Origin of the sequence: Paenibacillus vortex V453, assembly GCF_000193415.1 — a bacterium.
GTDB lineage: Bacteria > Bacillota > Bacilli > Paenibacillales > Paenibacillaceae > Paenibacillus_AQ > Paenibacillus_AQ glucanolyticus.
This window is the reverse complement of record NZ_ADHJ01000023.1, coordinates 1-18,797: the sequence shown is the minus strand read 5'-3', so window position 1 is coordinate 18,797 and position 18,797 is coordinate 1. Positions and strand designations below refer to the sequence as shown.

The 18,797-nt window shown below is 37.9% G+C and carries 27 protein-coding genes and 1 pseudogene; 2 read left to right on the top strand and 26 right to left on the bottom strand.

Annotation, left to right across the window (positions count from 1 at the left end; genetic code table 11):
* Window positions 1-67: 67 nt before the first annotated feature.
* The 22 genes from PVOR_RS13740 to PVOR_RS13645 form a co-directional block, all read right to left on the bottom strand.
* Window positions 68-607 carry an HNH endonuclease gene (locus PVOR_RS13740; protein WP_160163994.1) on the bottom strand — a complete coding sequence of 180 codons (540 nt, stop codon included), beginning with the start codon at window positions 605-607 and terminating at the stop codon, window positions 68-70.
* 254 nt (window positions 608-861) lie between these two features.
* Entirely contained in the window at window positions 862-1,446 is a 585-nt protein-coding gene (locus tag PVOR_RS13735; protein ID WP_006209859.1) for an HD domain-containing protein, read from the bottom strand.
* Between the two features lie 212 nt (window positions 1,447-1,658).
* Complete coding sequence (locus PVOR_RS13730) at window positions 1,659-2,129, bottom strand: hypothetical protein (RefSeq protein ID WP_006209858.1); 471 nt, start codon at window positions 2,127-2,129, stop codon at window positions 1,659-1,661.
* A 229-nt stretch (window positions 2,130-2,358) separates the two neighbouring features.
* Complete coding sequence (locus PVOR_RS13725; RefSeq protein WP_006209856.1) at window positions 2,359-2,814, bottom strand: NUDIX hydrolase; 456 nt, start codon at window positions 2,812-2,814, stop codon at window positions 2,359-2,361.
* Window positions 2,815-3,010: 196 nt separating this feature from the next.
* Window positions 3,011-3,511, bottom strand: a complete 501-nt coding sequence (locus tag PVOR_RS13720) for a hypothetical protein (protein WP_006209855.1) — start codon at window positions 3,509-3,511, stop codon at window positions 3,011-3,013.
* A gap of 164 nt (window positions 3,512-3,675) precedes the next feature.
* Window positions 3,676-4,176: a hypothetical protein gene (locus PVOR_RS13715; protein WP_036642808.1), complete on the bottom strand. Its 501-nt coding sequence runs from the start codon at window positions 4,174-4,176 to the stop codon at window positions 3,676-3,678.
* A gap of 33 nt (window positions 4,177-4,209) precedes the next feature.
* Window positions 4,210-4,455: a hypothetical protein gene (locus PVOR_RS13710; protein WP_006209852.1), complete on the bottom strand. Its 246-nt coding sequence runs from the start codon at window positions 4,453-4,455 to the stop codon at window positions 4,210-4,212.
* A 197-nt stretch (window positions 4,456-4,652) separates the two neighbouring features.
* Window positions 4,653-5,177 carry a phosphotransferase-like protein gene (locus PVOR_RS13705; protein WP_006209851.1) on the bottom strand — a complete coding sequence of 175 codons (525 nt, stop codon included), beginning with the start codon at window positions 5,175-5,177 and terminating at the stop codon, window positions 4,653-4,655.
* 594 nt (window positions 5,178-5,771) lie between these two features.
* Window positions 5,772-6,053: an RNA polymerase alpha subunit C-terminal domain-containing protein gene (locus PVOR_RS13700; RefSeq protein WP_036642829.1), complete on the bottom strand. Its 282-nt coding sequence runs from the start codon at window positions 6,051-6,053 to the stop codon at window positions 5,772-5,774.
* 274 nt (window positions 6,054-6,327) lie between these two features.
* Window positions 6,328-6,534, bottom strand: a complete 207-nt coding sequence (locus PVOR_RS13695; protein WP_006209846.1) for a dihydrofolate reductase family protein — start codon at window positions 6,532-6,534, stop codon at window positions 6,328-6,330.
* Between the two features lie 45 nt (window positions 6,535-6,579).
* Window positions 6,580-6,690, bottom strand: coding sequence for a hypothetical protein (locus PVOR_RS33025; RefSeq protein WP_376167069.1), 111 nt, complete (start codon window positions 6,688-6,690; stop codon window positions 6,580-6,582).
* Window positions 6,691-7,037: 347 nt separating this feature from the next.
* Window positions 7,038-7,271, bottom strand: a complete 234-nt coding sequence (locus tag PVOR_RS13690; protein ID WP_040680608.1) for a hypothetical protein — start codon at window positions 7,269-7,271, stop codon at window positions 7,038-7,040.
* A 183-nt stretch (window positions 7,272-7,454) separates the two neighbouring features.
* Entirely contained in the window at window positions 7,455-7,817 is a 363-nt protein-coding gene (locus tag PVOR_RS13685) for a hypothetical protein (RefSeq protein WP_006209844.1), read from the bottom strand.
* 224 nt (window positions 7,818-8,041) lie between these two features.
* The gene (locus tag PVOR_RS31725) at window positions 8,042-8,158 is read right to left on the bottom strand and encodes an abortive infection family protein (protein WP_234972907.1); all 117 of its coding nucleotides are present in this window, start codon (window positions 8,156-8,158) and stop codon (window positions 8,042-8,044) included.
* Window positions 8,159-8,228: 70 nt separating this feature from the next.
* Window positions 8,229-8,828 carry a hypothetical protein gene (locus PVOR_RS13680; protein WP_006209843.1) on the bottom strand — a complete coding sequence of 200 codons (600 nt, stop codon included), beginning with the start codon at window positions 8,826-8,828 and terminating at the stop codon, window positions 8,229-8,231.
* A gap of 219 nt (window positions 8,829-9,047) precedes the next feature.
* Entirely contained in the window at window positions 9,048-9,596 is a 549-nt protein-coding gene (locus PVOR_RS13675) for a hypothetical protein (protein ID WP_006209842.1), read from the bottom strand.
* 211 nt (window positions 9,597-9,807) lie between these two features.
* A complete protein-coding gene (locus tag PVOR_RS13670) occupies window positions 9,808-10,272 on the bottom strand; it encodes an NUDIX domain-containing protein (RefSeq protein WP_006209841.1) in 465 nt (154 codons plus the stop codon).
* A 182-nt stretch (window positions 10,273-10,454) separates the two neighbouring features.
* Entirely contained in the window at window positions 10,455-10,916 is a 462-nt protein-coding gene (locus PVOR_RS13665; protein WP_006209839.1) for a GNAT family N-acetyltransferase, read from the bottom strand.
* Between the two features lie 220 nt (window positions 10,917-11,136).
* Window positions 11,137-11,598 carry an HIT family protein gene (locus PVOR_RS13660; RefSeq protein ID WP_006209838.1) on the bottom strand — a complete coding sequence of 154 codons (462 nt, stop codon included), beginning with the start codon at window positions 11,596-11,598 and terminating at the stop codon, window positions 11,137-11,139.
* 325 nt (window positions 11,599-11,923) lie between these two features.
* Complete coding sequence (locus PVOR_RS13655) at window positions 11,924-12,580, bottom strand: MAE_28990/MAE_18760 family HEPN-like nuclease (RefSeq protein WP_006209837.1); 657 nt, start codon at window positions 12,578-12,580, stop codon at window positions 11,924-11,926.
* Window positions 12,581-12,584: 4 nt separating this feature from the next.
* A complete protein-coding gene (locus PVOR_RS13650; protein WP_419144510.1) occupies window positions 12,585-13,625 on the bottom strand; it encodes a DUF262 domain-containing protein in 1,041 nt (346 codons plus the stop codon).
* A gap of 42 nt (window positions 13,626-13,667) precedes the next feature.
* Window positions 13,668-13,919 carry a helix-turn-helix domain-containing protein gene (locus PVOR_RS13645; protein WP_006209835.1) on the bottom strand — a complete coding sequence of 84 codons (252 nt, stop codon included), beginning with the start codon at window positions 13,917-13,919 and terminating at the stop codon, window positions 13,668-13,670.
* A gap of 172 nt (window positions 13,920-14,091) precedes the next feature.
* Between PVOR_RS13645 and PVOR_RS13640 the strand changes: the two genes are divergently transcribed.
* Window positions 14,092-14,379, top strand: coding sequence for a hypothetical protein (locus tag PVOR_RS13640; RefSeq protein WP_006209834.1), 288 nt, complete (start codon window positions 14,092-14,094; stop codon window positions 14,377-14,379).
* Window positions 14,380-14,499: 120 nt separating this feature from the next.
* On the opposite strand, the gene PVOR_RS29625 is transcribed toward PVOR_RS13640, so the two are convergent.
* Entirely contained in the window at window positions 14,500-14,643 is a 144-nt protein-coding gene (locus PVOR_RS29625; RefSeq protein WP_234972856.1) for a tyrosine-type recombinase/integrase, read from the bottom strand.
* Between the two features lie 275 nt (window positions 14,644-14,918).
* Window positions 14,919-15,131: pseudogene (locus PVOR_RS31720) on the bottom strand (phage integrase N-terminal SAM-like domain-containing protein); the annotation flags it as partial.
* A gap of 570 nt (window positions 15,132-15,701) precedes the next feature.
* Between PVOR_RS31720 and mraY the strand changes: the two are divergent.
* Window positions 15,702-16,652, top strand: coding sequence for a phospho-N-acetylmuramoyl-pentapeptide-transferase (gene mraY / locus PVOR_RS13630; RefSeq protein WP_006209832.1), 951 nt, complete (start codon window positions 15,702-15,704; stop codon window positions 16,650-16,652).
* A 153-nt stretch (window positions 16,653-16,805) separates the two neighbouring features.
* On the opposite strand, the gene PVOR_RS13625 is transcribed toward mraY, so the two are convergent.
* Window positions 16,806-18,386: an S-layer homology domain-containing protein gene (locus PVOR_RS13625; RefSeq protein ID WP_083811678.1), complete on the bottom strand. Its 1,581-nt coding sequence runs from the start codon at window positions 18,384-18,386 to the stop codon at window positions 16,806-16,808.
* Window positions 18,349-18,797: InlB B-repeat-containing protein (locus tag PVOR_RS30650; RefSeq protein ID WP_006209830.1), on the bottom strand; the 449-nt coding region annotated here is incomplete at its 5' end. The genes PVOR_RS30650 and PVOR_RS13625, both read right to left, overlap by 38 nt.

The following is an 18,797-nucleotide window of genomic DNA, read 5'->3' as shown; positions in this document are numbered from 1 at the left end:
ATGTCTCTTTGAGCTCCATCCCGCACGCAGACCCAAGCTCCAAAAGAGCCGCAGCGTGAATATTATGTTATGCGAGGTTATTGCCTTCTTGAGAGACTTTCAATTTGTCTTGTTCTTTTAGATATCCATATAACGCTGAAATATATGTTGAGATGGTTATTTGAGCACCTTTTCCATTCTGATTCATATGTACCCCTAAGTTTTCACTGATTTTATCCTTTATTTCTTTATTTGCAATTATTTCGTTCAACTCTTCAACCCTGTCTTCAAATCCAAAATTTTTTATTTCCTTCATTACCTCGTCTCTAAAATTCTCATACCAATTTTGCTTTTCTGTCCATATTAAGAATGCTTCTACCGATCTAGTATTCGGAGCTTTATCATGACAATCCCTGCACATTAAAAACAAATTTGAGGGTTCATCAGTACCGTCAAATTGCTTGGCAACAATATGGCATCTCTGTAACGGGACATTATCCCAATTCTTTATTATTTCTTCCCTAGTTGCACGAGGTTTCTTTATATCATATTTATCCTCCCAAAACCTGCCACATGCCCAACAACACGGCTCTCCCCAATCAATTCCCTTCTTATCTAACCAATTCATCCAATATTCAAATATCTTTGATTTCGAAGGCATTCCCATCTTCAACTATCATTCCTTTCATTTAATTGATTGCAATAATTTCGCCTAACGTTCTTGCATTCACGAACCCTAACCGGCTTAGATATCTCCTATCTTAGTTGGTGCAGGGTTGTACGCTGAATCCACTTCTCGATAATGCTCCTTGCGGACGAGGGACAGCATAGCTGGCCCAACGCGTTAATGTGGTGTTATACGCTGTTACTGGCTTCTTCGAACTACTTACTTAGTATCCCTTGATCTACTGACTTGTTAATAATTTGTTTGGCATATTCCCATAATGATTCTGAACCTTTAGAGATTTCACTATTTCGATTTATTACCTGCTCACTTGTTATTTTGTATTTCCTCCAAGTGTCTCCTTGATTTAAGTAGTTATGAATTAATGGCTGCAATCTGTCCAGCGAAGAAGCAAACTTTGCTTCATTGGTTTCCTTGTTTTCAAATTCAATCCATAATTCCATCAATTCATTTCCTTGTTCTTCTGGCAACAATCCAAACAGTCTCTTCGCAGCTAAAATTTCTCGATTATACTTATCAACTTGTCCTTTTGTATCATAAGCAAAGGTGTCCCCTGCATCTATTTCTACTAAATCATGAACTAATAACATCTTAATGACTTTGAACAGGTCAATTTCATGATTAGCTTGTTTATGTAAAATGATTGCCATCATTGCTAAATGCCATGAATGCTCGGCATCATTTTCTAATCTCGAACCACTTATTATCTTAGTTTTCCTTTCGATGTTCTTTAACTTATCAATCTCTATCAAAAAGTTAATCTGATTTTCTAAATTCTCCATTGGATAGTCCCCCACTAGTTATTGCAGTAATTGCGTATAACGTTTCTGTATTCACGACGCGAGCCGGCCTTAGATAGCTCTTATCTTAGGCCGGCTCGTGTGTCGTCCGAGTTATCTTCCATGATTATACATCGGACGACCAAGGGGTGTAAGCCCCGTAGTGTGAATATTATGTTATGCGATGCCTCGGTCATCTTCGATTTACTTTCATATTAGTCCTTTTTTAAATGCAATTTATAAATCTTTAATATATATTCTTTATCTTCTGAGTCATCATTATGTCCTTCTATTGGTAACCCATTATGAAATGGGGACCCTAAAAAATCATCAAGTATTTCTCTTGGATTATTTAATATTCGTATTTCACAGCTAAATGGTAATTTCTTGTTTATGTCAGATATCAGATTGAATCTTAATTGACTTGCCATAATATCAAACCATAAATAAAAATACATACCTAGATTTGAACTAGAGCTTTCTATTTGATCTTTCCGATTCTGTATAACTTTATTTATAAATTCGTTGAAATCGTCAGTTGTAATTTGATTAATCAATTCAGGAGAAATCGAGATTCTCCACATATTTGTTTCAATTTCTTCTTGAAGATCAGCTTCAGAGGAACCGATATAAATTAAATCGTTTATTATATCTTGAAGATCTTCAAAATACTGTTCCTTATTCATTTGTTTTTCCTTCTTTCATACAATACCGAGGTTTCATATAACGTTCCCGCATTCACGACGTTCAATCGGCTTAAGGATCCGCCAGGAGCTGGCCACGATGTGATTAGTCGGTGCGGATGTGTCCGCTGACTCCACTTCGCTGCCGATGCTTCTCGCGGACCGAGGAGTCGTCAGGCTCCGATGCGTGGATATGATGTTATAAGATGTCCCCGCCTTCTTCGAGCAACTCTCACATTATTACTTTCTCTTTTAAATTTATCTTTGTTTTTATTAATTCCTTACTAATTTTGATTTCTTGATACTTTTCATAGATGTGATAATAAATTTCTCCGTAATTTAATCCTTCAGGTAAATACTCACTCAATTGAATTTCAGCAATTTCAAAATCTGGAAGTTCTCCAAGTTCCTCAACGTCTGCTTCAAATACGACTCCATATTCGCCATTCATTTGATAGATTCCAATCTCAACTAAATCAAAAATTAATGCACCTGTCTCTTCAAATAATTCTCTACTTGCGGCTTCGATTAATTGCTCATTTTGTTCAATTTTTCCTCCCGGAAGTTCCCAAACAGTTCGGTTCTTATTTCTAATCAGAATAAACTGGCTCTTGCTCTTGGCAATCAACACAACATACTTTATTGTAAAACGATCTATTTCATAGAGTTCATGCCATGAATAATTCACTTTTTATCCCTTCTGTCCTTTTATATTGTCTTTAGATCATGCGGGGATTTCCTATAACGTTCCCGTATTCACGACGCCCAGCGAATGCTGGGTGTGTCCGGCTCTGCTTCTGCTTTCCCGAAATCCCCCTGCTGGACCGAGGGCGTATGCCCGATGCGTGAATATAATGTTATGTGATGTCAGCATCATCTTCTAACTACTTAAGTCGGTTCTTTGATTTCTTTGCCATGGTTTTAAACTCTTCGTATTTCTCTCTCGATGCTTTAATTTTACTCTCAACAACATACGGGGCAGCAGCAGCTAAATTAGGTAACTTCTCATTTATGTAACTGTATAATGATCTTTTCTCACTATCGGTTGGAACTATAGGAGCAACAGGTATAGGTAATGGTTTATCATCGACTTCTACTCCTTCGAGTAAACTCGGCATTCCAAAAGCAAAGAAATTATGAAAAGCTCTTTTCCTATCTACTTCTGTTTCTTCATAATTGCCATTGGAATCTAATCGGAATCGTTCAAATTCGATGGTAAGCAATTGATGTGGCTTCCTGTCTTTATTTTTGTAAAATAAAATGACCTCAAGTACATTCTGATTTGCTAATTGAGGTACAGACTTATATTTGTGATTTTTGGGTTGGGAGATCTTTATAATCTTATCTCCATTAGAAGAAATGAATAAAAATCTGCATCCAGTCATTCATACCACTCTTTCAATTTTTTTATGTTGATTTCACATAACGTTCCTATATTCATGACGACCGACTTAGTCGGATTTGTCTGCTGAAATTCCTCCTCGAAATTCTTCCAGAAGACTTAGGCTTCAACGGAGCCGCTACTTGAATATTATGTTATCGGATGTTCTCATGTTTCTTCTTCATTCAATGTACGTAAGATAGGTATTTCAACTACTTCCCCTTTAGCAAGTTCTTCAGCAATCAATTTATAAAAGTCATTTAATAAAGTCACTGTACCATGTATCTTTTCATAACGGAAAGTAAAGTCATCAACAATTCCAACTATGGGATAATCTTTAATTACTCTATAAAACATTTCAACCTGTATAAGAACAAGGTTAACCAAACTTAGTAGTTGAAAATGAATGTCTCTATCTTCAGTTCTATCAAATATCCAAGAAACTCCTTGATAGTGTTCTTCACTCAATTCAAAATTTCCAAATGCACTTAAGATACTAGAATGCGCGAATTTACTATTAATCTGCTTTTTATACACATGAATTGTATCAGACATGTCTTTATAATTATTTTCAATCCATTTATTTGCTTTTGATTTTACTCCTGATTTCTCTACCATTGAACCTTGATCATTTTTGATAGCAAAACTATCAATTTTAGGATTATACAATGCATAACACGCCAATACTGAAGACTCAATTGATTAACGTAAATTAAAGCTTGTTTGAACAGTATGCTTTCTAATTAACGATAAAATCGCTAAATACAATGAATTATTGGTTTGAGATAAAAAACCAGCAAATATCCAGGCACTGATCTGATAATTTTTAGTAAATGTCCAAGATAACTCTATTGCCTCTAAACATACTTCAAAGATTAATCCAAATTGATCGTTTGCTCTTATAATCATCTCATGTTCTTCCTGAGATATTTCATAAATGTTGAACATTCTTTACTCCTCCTGTACAGTTTTTTTATTCAGTATATTTTATGAGAATTTCCGATAACGTTCGTGTGTTCCTGACGTCGATTCCCCTTAGATAGCTCTTATCTTAGGGGGAATCGATGTGCCTGCCTGAATCCGCTTCCTCAAAATACCTCAGGTAAACCGAGCGGCGGCAGCCGCGGAGCTGGAACAATTTACGATTATTTATCGTTCTTTTTGAATAATGATGTAATAATAATTTCTGCACATTCTTCTGGTGAATTCAAACTTGTATCGACTGAGCAGCTATAGCGAATGTTTTGTGACATTATTTTATTTTGCTCATCTGATTGTTCTTCTCTTCTATCACCACGTTCTATATTTCGTTTACGACAAAGATCTAAAGGACAGTACACCTCAACTATTTCCAAAGGATACCCATTAAAAATATCTTTGACTTTATCATAATGTGGCTTTAACTCAGGCCTTTCAACAAGTATCCCATCGATTAAAACATTCTTTCCATTATCCGAAAATAATTTTGCAGTGTGATACATCATAATTATTACTTCACTTAGATATTTCCAGTAGTCTGTCTGCAGATGTTTATCACCAATCGTATTTTCAAAAAGATCATTGGCAACTACATAAAAAAATGGTTCAGAGTAAGATTGCATAGCTTCTACTATAGAAGTTTTACCTGAACTTGTTATACCATTCAAAAATATAATTCTCCCTTTATCCATGTTTCTCATCTTCCTTTGCATGGGTTTTATGTAGATATACTCTTTCTTATGTTTTATAAGATTTAGGGGGTTTCGGATAACGTTCCCGTATTCACGACGCCGAGTGGCTTAAGGTCACGAAGTGACCGGGTCCGACTGGACTTAGCCTCGCAGGTGTGTCCACCTGATCCACTTCCTCGAAAACCATCTGGCGGACCGAGGGGCCGGCCCCGATGCGTGAATACATCGTTATAAGATGTCGGCGCTTCTCCGATTCACTTACAAATTTGTTTTAATGGGGTTCCATCCGCTTTTTTGGCTCCATTTATTCGCCTTCTTCATAATTTCCCATATGAAATCAGTTTTGGCTGAATACTCCGGAGCATATTGAGCCAGCGTTCCGGTGAGTGAGAGCCACGTCTCCGGCATTATGAGCCAGCTCTCCGGCAAAGAGAGCCACCCATTTTCTTGAGTGGCTCTCAGGTCTTATTATAGAACTATCGTATTCCGTTAACTTAATGAGTTGTGATACGATTCAGAGATTTTTTCTTTAGGCACAGGTTATTTCTGATTGATCGAACTGGAGTAATGGCTAATCTGAATGACATGTTATTTCTATTTCTTAAATGATAAACCAAACTTCTCTAATGCCATTCTTAGCTTTGGGATCGTACTGGGACCGACACCATGTAGCTTCAAGATATCCGACTCAGCATACTCTGACAGGCGTTGGAGTGAGGTAATATCGTTCCGTTCAAGAGCCCTTCGGGCAGGTGCACCTATCTTGGAGAGAAAATCACTTTCGATCTCTCTTTCTGCCTCACATATAGGGCAAGTTGGGCAATCAGAGCTTTTATAGTAGTCGTGACCATTTTTACAAGTCCTCAAGGTTGTAATAGCCATCGTAATTGTCCTCCTTTTCATGCAAACCCTTTATTCCCAAGTATAACATTTTGGAGTTTATTAAGTTTCTCATAAATTGCTTAATTGTCCGTTTGGTTGGTTAGCGCTTACGAAGTAAAAGACACTAGGGACGCTTCATCAATATCATCAGGTTATTGAGCAATTCTGCTCTAAAGCTTAACGAGACTGCCTTTACAGATTCATGGCAGCCTAGTTAATTCCCTATATTTATATCGTTCCTTTTTAGGCCGCTGGGTCAACCATAAAACTAAACTGGAACGTAGGTCAACCTGATCACCTGCTCGCCAATTCGATCGCTTGCCACAAGGCGCAGCGGCGGCCGCGGACCGGCGAAGAACGGCTTGCCGCGACCCAGCACGACTGGATGGAGATAGAGGCGATACTCATCAACGAGACCGAGCTCCGTTAGACTGTGGCGCCAACTCCGGCCCGGCAACTTCAATCTCCCCTTCATGCAGAACCTTCAGCCGACGTATGGCCGCTACGAGGTCGCCCTGGATCAGAGAAGCGTTCGGACCGACAAGTCATCATTATCCAGACGATATCGGAAGCCTAATGATGCAAGGCCGGATGCGACACTCTCCATGAACACTAAATTCTTAACAGATATTTGAATATCAATGATGGGCTTTGCAGCTAATCCAGTTACTGCAGTTGGTGATCAATTCTTAGTATGTCAGAGCCAATCATTGTCGTGATCTTGGTTTGTAATTCATTGAATAGATTCGGCCAATTATAGCTGTATCGCTCAATAACGATTGGATCCTTCATTGAAATCACCAACTCAAATGATTTTAAATGCTCTTCGCCGATTTCTTATAACGTTCCTGTATTCACGACCCGGCGTATGCCGGGTGTCCGACGAATGTCGGACCCAGGGCCGGATGGACCGCAGCGTAAATATTATGTTAGATGATGTCGGTACTTCTACGAATATACTCAGAATTTATTTTGTAACTACTTATTTCTATTTTCTAAAAATTTATTGATTTCTTTGATGACCCATTGACGCTTTTCAATTATCTTCTTCTGTTCCTTATCTTGAGCATTCATACCATTTATACTTCTATTAATTTGTTCAAGCACCGATTCAGCATTATTTTTGAAAGTTTTCAAAAGCATAAAATTTATAAAATAGTGTCCATCCGATTCATTTTCTAAAAACATATTTCCTTTAAAGGTATTTTCCATCAAGTAAGGATAAAGATCATAATCTTCATATTCAGTTGGTATCAAAGTCAAGCTTATGATATTTGGATCTATTACGATTCTAGGGGTGCTAGCTAATTGGTTTTCTAAAAGATAAGCTTTAATAAAAGCAGGACCAAAGCATATATTTTTTTCATGGAATATCGGTCCCCACGTTAAACCACCTCACAGTAGTACTCCTTCGTTTAAAAATCTAGCTTGCAAATAAGAAAGTAAACTACACATATTCATTATATTGTTGATATTATGAAATTTAAGACCATCTATTTCTGGTACAACAATGTCTGTACTTAAAATGATGCTGTCTGAGAATTGAGTATAGTTTACTTTTAGCTTTGACACAGTATTATTACCGACATCTTCTGAAAATTGGTAAAGTTCTTCTTCCCGCTTAATAAAACTCTCTATGTCTTTAAGGGAACTTAGTAACATCTGTGCTTTACTATCATTAGTTTCACTTTCTTTAACTAGATTTGAAAAGCCCAAAATATCGATGAAAGCCACTAATTTATTTTGATATGTACTCAATGTACTCACTCTCCATTCATCTTAATAAATGCGGTTTAGTAAATATTTTAACAACTTTTGATTTGGCCGATTTCATCTAACGTTCCTGTATTCACGAACCCCAAAGGGGTTGTCTGCTGAAATCCCTCTTCGAAATCCATCCACAGACCAAGGCTCCGAAGGAGCTGCTGCTTGAATATTATGTTAGTTGATGTTCGACACTTCTTGATATCGCTCTCAAAAATTCATACTTTAGAATCGATATATTGCAAAATACTTCTGAATAAATTTATTACAAGTTTAGCTTCAGGCTCTCCTATGATTTGTTCATCAGGGTGAGAGTATGATCTATTGTTTCTTATCCCATTTAAATTTTCTAAAAGCTTCCCAATTGCATTGATAATTTGATTGATAGGAAGATGGCTTTCTGCATTAATCTATCAGAATACTCGGATGTTCTTGTTTCAATTTACTCCAATAGTCTTGTATTTTTGGATTGTTTTCAGTAATCGTAAGCCCTGCATTATTACAAGTTTCTTTTAAATATCCATGTAAGGCAGTATGCGCCCTATCGACAGCACTTCTACAATCATGTTCCGAAATCAATGTCTGACAGTGGTCTAATGTCTCTTGTACAAATTGGTAGTTATACGTTAAATCTTGTACGGCAAGTAATCCTTTGCCCTTTAAATCAGGTATCCATGATAACATGCTTGCATGAATTCTTTGTTTTTGTTTGAATTCTCCTTCAGTTAAATGCCCATCAGTAAACCGATCCTCAAAATGTTCTAAAGGATATTTGTCGATTACTCCTTGTATAATTTTTGACTGAACTAATGGATCTGCTTGAGATAATATTGCTATAAATCTTTCTCTTGTTGTTCCATTAAATTCATTAGGATCAATATCTAAACCACAATATGCAGGATAGAATTCAGCGTGAGAGGCGTATGAAAAGTTTCCTAAGTAGCCACCGCTGACTCCAATATAAGCGACCACACTATTCACTTCTTTTCCACTCAATCTTTCCATAATTGTTCAACTCCAAAATCTCTATTTATCGGTTTGTCGAATTTCAGCTAACGTTCCCGTATCCACGACGTCCCACCGACTTAAGCGACCAACGGGTGCGGCCGCGATGCGGTTAGTCGGTGCGGATGTGTCCGCCTGATTCTACTTCTCTGTCAATCTCTTCGGGCGTACCGAGGAGCCGTCAGGCTCCGATGCGTGGATATAATGTTAGATGAAGTTCTACTCTTCCTTGAGTAGCTCACTAAAATCACTATATGCTTTTTCGAAAATCCTCAATTCTTCAAGTGTTGATTCAATTACTTCTTCTTCATTACCATAGATTCCTTGAGAGGCTAAATAATATCGATCTTCTATAATGTCTAATAATTTCAGTGTTTCTTCATCATCTCCAATAGCACTTCCCTGAATTAACAAGCTAGATATGTATGAAAACAATTGATCCTTTGTAATCTCATTTTTTAGATACTTCAACCTAATTTCATAATGGATTATTAATAAAGGTGTTCTGAGTTCAAATTTGTTATAGATTAATTTCAGTAAAGAAAGGATTTCATCAAGACCTTTTTCCTGGGACAAAGATAATTCAATGAGTTCATATGGCACTTCATATTTTTCTAAACAATCATCAGCCCAATCGATTACTTGATCTCTTTTAATTAATCCAATAGCAAGTCCAAGATAATAATAAGCAGCACTTATTTTTAGTTTTTTATTTTTCAAGAATTTCATCGCCCTTAGTAGAATTTCATATAACGTTCCCGTATTCACGACGTCCCACCGACTTAAGGCTGCGTAGGCAGCCGGCCGCATGCGGTTAGTCGGTGCGGATGTGTCCGGCTGAGTCTGCCTCCCTGCTTACTGTCAAATGCCTCACAGAATTTACATCTGACCGCTTCGGACGGACCAAGGATCGGCGCCAGCCGATCCGCAGCGTGAATATAATGTTATGTGCTGCCAGTGCCTTCTTGAACAATCTACATTACGATCTTAATATCCCTGCTTTGTTTGTCATTAAGTCTTCAAATACTGGTTTCTGAACAAGATTAATTGTCTCTAGATCTATATCATCTAAATCTTTAAACACTAGTTGTAATGATTCATTTTCATGATCTTTAAAATTTAGAGTTTTTCCGTCTTCTAATAACTTACCTTCTAATTCTGCTTCTACATTAAATAAGAACATAACAAACACGACTTCATTTCCATCAGGATATGTATACTTCATTCTCGAACCTGAATAAATAGAATGTAAATTGAAGTTCTTGATATCAAGACCCGTTTCTTCTTTAACTTCTCGAATCATTGTTTCTTCTATTTTTTCCCCTACTTCCATTCCTCCGCCTGGTAAACCCCAATCTCCATAGTCAGATCGCTTTTGCATTAGAATTCTTCTGAATTCATCTCTAATAATGGCTCCGCCAGTGACTACAATACGTCTTGTCATAGTTACATCCCTTTTAAATTTTTATAGTTTTGCACTGGTTGCACATAACGTGCCCGTATTTACGACCCAACGAATGTTGGGTGTCCGGCGAACGCCGGACCCAGGGCGTATGCCCGCAGCGTGAATATTATGTTAGGTGATGTATTCGGCTCCTTCGATTTACTCTCAAAACAATCCCTGCTTTATAAATCTTTATATCTAAATTCTCTGTATGCCACATATTCATTCTTATTATAAAAGTTCCTTGCAACTTCATTTTTTGCCCAGTAGTCTACTTCTATTTTATTGATCTTGTTTTGAACTGCAATCTCGTAAACTTTGTTTAGTAGCTTCTTCCCAAGTCCTTTATTTCTATACGCTTTAATGATAGTCAATTGATGTATGTATACTGCTTTATATGATTTTCGAAAGGGGTTTTCTTGATATTCCCTTATTTCAATCCATATGTAACCTAGTTTTTGTTCTTGCTCTTCAATAACATAAAATTGAAAATTAGGCTTGGTCATAATTGATTTAAAAAACGCACTTATAGTCACCTGATCATATTCTTTGAAATGGTTCGGATACATTTGAGCGTGAATATCCTGCACTTCTCGGTTAAGTTCACTAATTAATTCATGATTTTGGGTTTGAATAATATTCACGTTATTCCCCTTCAATCCATTAATATTGTTTTAATCATGCAATTTGAATATTTCACCTAACGTTTTACGCATTCACGAACCCGAGAGGCTTAAGTGACCGTAGGGAACGGGTCGTCAGACTTAGGCTCGCAGGGTTGTCCGGCTGATTCCGCTTCCCCGAAAATCCGCGGCCGAACCGAGGGGCGAATGCCCCGATGCGTGAATACGTTGTTAGATGGAGTTACTTTGAGCTACTCACAAAATCCCTCATGCCCTCTCTTAGCATGCTAACCCCTTCTTCTACACTCTTCATATTCTCATCGTCATTCATATTATTCCTTGCATGTAATAATGCCGGTCTTAATGATTCTACTGAATTTCCAAATTGGTACATCCATGCATATCTAGGAACCATCCATAAATGAAAGTGATGTGTTGTATCTTCATTATAAAAATAATAGACCTTATCAATTCCCAATCGTTTTCTTTGTTCACTTCTGAGCTTATGGATTAACGAAATAAATTCTAATCGCTCTTCATCTGTTAATTCATCCATGCAGTAGAAATGTCTCTTTGAAGCTAATATAACTAACCCTTTAATTGGGTAAGCAATATCTTGATGGACATGAAAGTTGCTTGATTCAAAAATTAACTCCACCTCGTTGAAGAAATCAAACCACTTGTCACTGCGCAGCTTACACATTCAACTTCTACTGATCTTCCATCAGCCAATGTAATTAGTCTTGGCATTATGCACCTCATATTTTTTGATTTTGATAAGAACTTGCATCGTAATTTCATCTAACGTCCTTGTATTCACGAAACGCCCCAGCCTTAGATAGCTCTTATCTTAGGCTGGGGCGTTTGTTGTCTGAGCTTCTTCCATGATTATTCATCTGACAATCAAGAGGCGAAAGCCTCGCAGCGTGAATACCGTGTTATACGATGGAATCACTTCTACTGACTGCTCCCATATTACTTTTATGTTCTAACTCCTTTTCATACTTTAAATTTCGTATTTTACAAAGTCACTTTAAATATTTTTTTTCAATAAGAAAAGTAGAAAAGCTCTCAACCACAAAATTAGAAATTCTTTGTATTTCATCAACCTTTCTTCTTAATTCTTCAAATGTAAATCTTCTACCAACATCACTTGCCTTCAAGCGTCCATGAGAAATAGCATTTCTAGAATCGGTAAGTTCATTCAACAGTAAAGAGATCATATTAAAATAATTAACATCTTCTAAATCTATACCAAAACTTTTCCAAATACTTTGAAGCTGTTTACTTTTTATGTTTGATCCATCTGATGGTAATAAAGAATTGCTTATACTAACTATCTCTTCAGAATTCCAAGTTTCTGTGATTTCCCAAGTTTTATCCCATTTTTTCGTTATACTACAATCAGAATATGCTTGGAGTCTACTTTGGAGTGCAATACCTTTGAACCTTTCATTCAGTTGGTTATATTTAACATTCTCATTGTTTATTATACCTATCGCTTGGGATACCGTGTTTACTACGGTATATTCCATTACAGAATAAATTCCAACCATAATTAAACCTTTATTAGCATTCTTAACTTCATCAATAGAATTAATATTAGAACTTGCTTCTAGTGCATTTATCATTTTTTTTAGTTCAAAAATTCGTAAGTTCAATTCATTTGAAATAGAGTTCAACATAGGATTATATTAATTTATCCTTTGCATAATTAATTCTATCCTGAACTCGTTTTTTTGAATTAGTAGCACCAGAAGTTAAGCCCTGCATATCATCACTATTCATCCATTCAAAGATGCCTTCGGTTTTTATGTCCAGTCCTTCTTTAATAACTAACGCCGCGCCAACTGCTACAGCTTCAAATAGGTTAAAGGGTGTTAAGTTTCGTTGTCCTCTGACTATTCCATATTCTAAAGCAGCACCTAATTTTTTAAAAACGATCTCAAATATCTGTTTATTGGATTGGTAATCAAAATCTTCTCTTGCATTCTTCATATATTCATTCAGAAAATTCACAACACTATGTTCGAAATTATGCGAGTTATTCAAATAAGCAAAGAATCTCAATACTAGCTCTTCCCTTGTACCATCATTCTCTTGTTTATCAGTCAATTTAACTACACTCTGAAAATCGGGATTTGCAGCTAACTCTTTTAGAAAGTTATTGAATTTTCCTCTAAAAATACAACTCCGAATTTCTTGATCAGAAAGTCTGACTCCTCCTGTATTTAATCTTTCAAATAAATCAAATCTAACCTCCACATCACTTTTATCACTGAGTGTTATTACTTTTAATGGGCTATTTAAGAGAAAACTTAATTGATGAGTTTTACTTAACTCATTAAAAGACTTACCATTTAGTTCAGTTATTTTTTTTAGACCCGTTAATTTCAATCTACTATCTTTATTAATTTTTTCTAATAATTTTTCTTCTCCTGCAAAGTGAATAATAGTACTTAATCTCTGTACCCCATCAATAAGTTCCCATGTTCCATCGGCATTTGTTGCCATAAACAAATTAGGTATAGGTATGCCAAGAAAAATTGATTCAATTAGGGCGGATTCCCTTTCTTCTTCCCATCTAAACTGCCTTTGATATTCGGGAGCTATGTCGATAATATCACTCTCAAACATACTGATTAACTCTTTAACTGAAATATCAAATGAATTAAAATCCACTTTTCTTTTTTGTTCTTGCAATTGCTCATCTAAAGTCAATTTATACACTCCCTAGTAAAATTTTTATTAAATTCTTACCCTAAAACTGTATTAATTATTCCCACGCATTTCGTTGCCAGTATCATTACTACTTTCTACTTTTGTCTCTGCTATGTGTTCCAATAAATCCCCTGGCTGACACCCTAAAGCCGTACATAATTTATCAATCACTTCTAACGAAACATATTCATTCGTATTGAGCTTCGCCATCGTAGCAGATGAAATACCCGTCATTTTCAATAAATCCTGTTTTTTAATTTCCCTGTCAATCAATAACTTTTGAAATGGTTTATAACTAATCATCTGATATCCTTTCAAACACACATTGTAATTTTTCTTTAATTATATGAAAGTATGTTTCCTTTATCAAAAACATCTTTAACACATCTTGACTTCGGTATTTATTATGTTAAAATTATATTTATTTAATTGAACTTTTATTCGTAATATGAAATATATTGGGTGGTGTTCATTCATGTATACCTCTTTAGATATCTTACTCGATTCACTAATCCGCAAACGAATTGAATCTTTATATGGAGAGCTGATCAAAAATAACTCCAGCTATAACCAATTTTCATCCGAACGAAATCTTTACTTGAAGCAGTTACACGAACTTCTGCCAGGGGATATGCAAAAAACTTTATTTCTCTACGACGATGCAGACCTTTCTGTGCAAGCAATCTTAGAACGTGAAATCTACTTACAAGGGTTTAAGGATGCTCTCCAATTACATAACGAATTAAATATATCTACTGATTGAGAGCCATTTGACGCTTCATTCATCTGATTCTGTCGTATAACGTCTTTTTCACGAACTTCGCAAAATTATCATCTCTTGAGATGTTTACGAACTTCGTGAACACACCTTCAACAACCAAGTTTACGACTCCTCTTCCATTTGATCTAACGGACTTTTAATCCTTCTTATGTCCTTCGCACTCACATGTGTGTACCTTTCGGTGGTGCGCACACTTTGATGACCGAGCAACACTTGAATGAAGCGAATGTCAATTCCACCTTCCAATAGATGTGTGGCGAATGAATGACGTAAATGTCTTGAGTTTTCAAACGGACCACTTCCCCTACCCGTAATCCTGAGGAATAGGTAAGGTATAGGATCGCACGATGTTTTAAATTATGGAGTGCTTTTAAGATTAACATCACTTCGTTCATCGATAACACATTCGGCAACTTCTTTTCTTTCTTAGGGCGAACATAAGAGACGGTTTCCTCATGCAATAATACTTTATGAGCGTAGAATTTGATCACGCTGAGCGCTTGATTAACATAGGAATGCGAACATTTCCTGTGAAGTAAGTGTAATGAATAACTCTGAATCATGTTCTCATGACCCATCCAATTATTTTGCTGCTGTTCAAAAGTATGAAATCGATGGACTTGACTACAATAAGCTTTTATCGTTTTTTTACTATAACCTCGAAGCTGCAGTGCATGAACCAAGGACCTTTTTATCGACTCATTCCAAGAATAGATTGGAGTTTTATCCTGCATATTAAGTGCATTGTTAAACAAGCTGCACTCTTTCATCAACACGCTATCAACATAAATCTTCGTTCCTTCAAAAAGTGTATATAACTGTTGAATGGATTCGGTACGTTCCCACCCTCTCATTATAGCAGCAACCTAATTATTGGAAAGCAAAAAGAGCTCACAATCGCCGTAATCGACGTTGTAAGCTCCCAATACTTTCGGTGCTGTTCATCCTTTATAATCCAACCACATTCAACTCAACATGATAACGAGTAGCGCAGCGAATCGATTTAAGATGTTACACGCCGTCTTCGAATAACTCACAACTTAAGATATATATCCATTTGCGTACAGTGGCATTCTTACCTAAAGAATAGAGTATACGTGATTGTTACTGCAGCTCCTCGTTTCACGAGACCATCTTGTGGTGGATTTTGAAGGGATCCCTACACTCCATGGGAAATGACGGCCATGGTATTACAATTGTCCATTAACGTACCCTACCAATTCTAGAAATCAGAAGGAATATTTGTCCATTTCATCGAAATACAATGTACTAATACGAAATCGATAGAAAGTGATGTGTATCTTATGAACGGAATTCTGGGCGTATCCGGACTATCATTCCTGCTGGTGACACTCTTTACGCCACTGCTCATTTGGGCATTACGCACCTTAAAGCTTACACAGCCGATACGGACCGAGCTGCCTCCGGATCATCAGGCCAAACGCGGGACGCCGTTAATGGCTGGGCTTATTCTGCTGGTTGGCGTGGCCATGTCACTGCAGTTTCATCCTGCGCCACTTACGGTTTTTTTGTGCTCATCCTTTCTTTTGTTCAGCTCCATCGGGTTTATGGATGATTTCAAAAAAGCAGCCTGGCAGGACCCCTCCGGTATTTCCGGACGTATGAAACTCGTGCTCCAGTTCCTGTTTACCGGTATACTGCTGTATGTGTTGTTCCAGTCCTTCTCGCTGACAAGTGAGATCACGCTATTCCATGGATTTCAGCTTCATCTGCCTGTCAGCGTATACATCATCGTCATGCTATTATTCATTGTAGGGTCGGCTAATGCCATCAACTTTACCGATGGTTTGGACGGGCTGTTAATCAATGTGGCGATACCTACCTACTTTTTCTTCTTTCTGATCTCCGATAAACCCGAGGTGCAGATGTTTTCGCTGGTCATGATTGGCTGTCTACTCGGCCTGCTGCTCTATAATATTTATCCTGCTCGAGCGTTCATGGGCGATACCGGATCACTGGCCATTGGCGGGTCCCTATCGTTTCTGGCCGTCATCGAGAAGGTCGAAATTCTGATTCCGCTTCTGTTCTTCATCTATTTGGCTGAACAGCTTTCCGTCATCCTGCAGGTATGGTATTACAAGCGCACCAAGCTGCGGCTGTTCCGGATGACGCCTATCCATTACCACTTTAGTCTCAAGTATGGCTGGAGCGAGAACAAAATCGTGATGGTATTCGGGTTTGTTTCTTGGTTTATGGCTCTGCTCTGTTGGGTGCTTGTAAAATATGTAATGTAGGGACACTGAAGTAGGTGAACGTCGGTATGGCATATCGCCAGCCGTGATTGTGATTCATCAGAGCCTTGCCTTGGACAAAACCTCTAGGTTTTGAAGTAATTCACAAAACTAAAGGATCAGACCGCTAGGGCCTGATCCTTTAGTTTTCTTAAATTATTGAATCAAATCCGACTTCCTGAGTAATTTCTGAAGTAGTGTAGCAACTTCAGCACGAGTGATTTTGCTCTTTGGTTGAATGGTATTGGTTGTTCTACCATTTATAATATCCAGGTCTAAACCTGCGGCTATATGATCTCGAGCATAGCTTGAAATCGATGCTGCATCTTTATAACCATCTAGCAGTCTGTTTACTCGCTCAGGAGATAAGTCAGGATTGATGCCCGTGATATTCATTGCTTTGGCAATGATAGTCATAGCTTGTTCTCGAGTAATCGTGTCCATGGGTGCGAACCGAGAACCACTATACCCCTCAATTAACTGATAATCATGAGCAGTTTGGATATCATCAGCAAACCAATCGGACTTATTTACATCCACAAACGAAATTTCGCCATTTGCCGGCATCAAACCAAGTGCCCGTACAACCATAGCCACGAACTCTGCACGCGTAATATCCCTATTCGGTTCGAATAAATTCTGGCCCATCCCAGTAACAATCATTCGTGATCCCATGTCATTGATTGCATGCTGTGCCCAATGATCTGTCACATCAGCAAACTTGACTGGATGCCAGACCAAGGTGTACATACTATTGGTTAAGCTGTTAACCACTGCATAATAACGATTGTCTTTTTTCTGTACATATGTCGGTACATGATGAGTGGAACCATCCAATCCTACAACAATCCCTGTCGTGATTTGATTCGGATCCACTGTCTCTGGAATAGGAATAACCCGTTCAACATAACGAGTGAAGCGATTTAATTCTATTTTTGCACCGTTAAACTCAGCCATTAAGGTAAAATGAACAGGCTCCACTAAAAGTGATACTCCTTTTCGATTCAACACACTTTGGGCAAGGCTTGTTTCTGATGATAGGGCTTTAGACATCATGATTTCAATCGTCACTTCAGATAACGAAGCATCTGCCCCAAGTTGGTCCGCTATAGCTACAATTGGGAATTGATCCGCATGTATTCTGTAAGAAGCCATTGGGGTAACCAGCTCCAATACGGCTGATTGATCTGCCATCCTTTTAACAACATTAGCTGTCAGCAGTCCCACAATGGAGTCAGATGAAACATCAACTGGAATAGTAACTACGGCATTCTTACCTTCTCTCTCTAACCACTCTATCAGTTTATCTGGGTCAGGAGTAATGGTTGTTATTTTTCGATGGTCAACGACCTTCGTTTCCAGCTTGCCGATATTCTCTGACTTGCCATTGATCATTACAGGCACACCACCTGGATCCGGTTGTGACGGATTCGGAGACGGTGTTCCGCTGCCTTGAGAACCACCAGCGCTACCGTTATTGCCTGAATTTCCTGGATTCTCCCCACCGCCTGAGCTGCTTGGAGGATTTACGGTCAACACCAGGTTAGCAGTTGCTATCTCTCCATTCCCATAAACAGCCGTTATTACTGAAGAATGGGTTCCTGCTGGTAAGCCTGTCACAGGACGTACCGTCCAACTGTCGATACTTTCACCTGCAGCTACAATTCCTCCATTCCCCTCAACGATAAATTTGCCGGGTTCACTGGATGTAAGACTGTTGATCGTAGTATCGACCATCCCTGTATTCCTGATGATCAATTTTTTTTGCTGGAGGCTGTTCGTAACCAACTGTTACAGGCGTAAAGGAAGGTGCAACAATACTCAATACAGGCAAACTTTCTGATATATCCTCAAACTCAGCACTAATGGTTACATCCCCACTTGGCATGACAAAGCTTCCATCTGTGATGGGGAAGTCTGTGGAATTGAAAGTGTATTTCAGTGATCCAACTTTCAGTCTCTTACCAAAATCCGGTACAATGTTCAAGCTGATAACACTACCTGCTGAAGCAACAGAAGGGGTAGCTGTTATATGGCCGCCATTCAAATGGCTTATCGTTACCGTATACACATCAATATCACTGACTACTGTAATCGTGGCGCTGCCGGATTTACTGTTGTCCACGGTCGAAGTTGCCGTAACCGTGT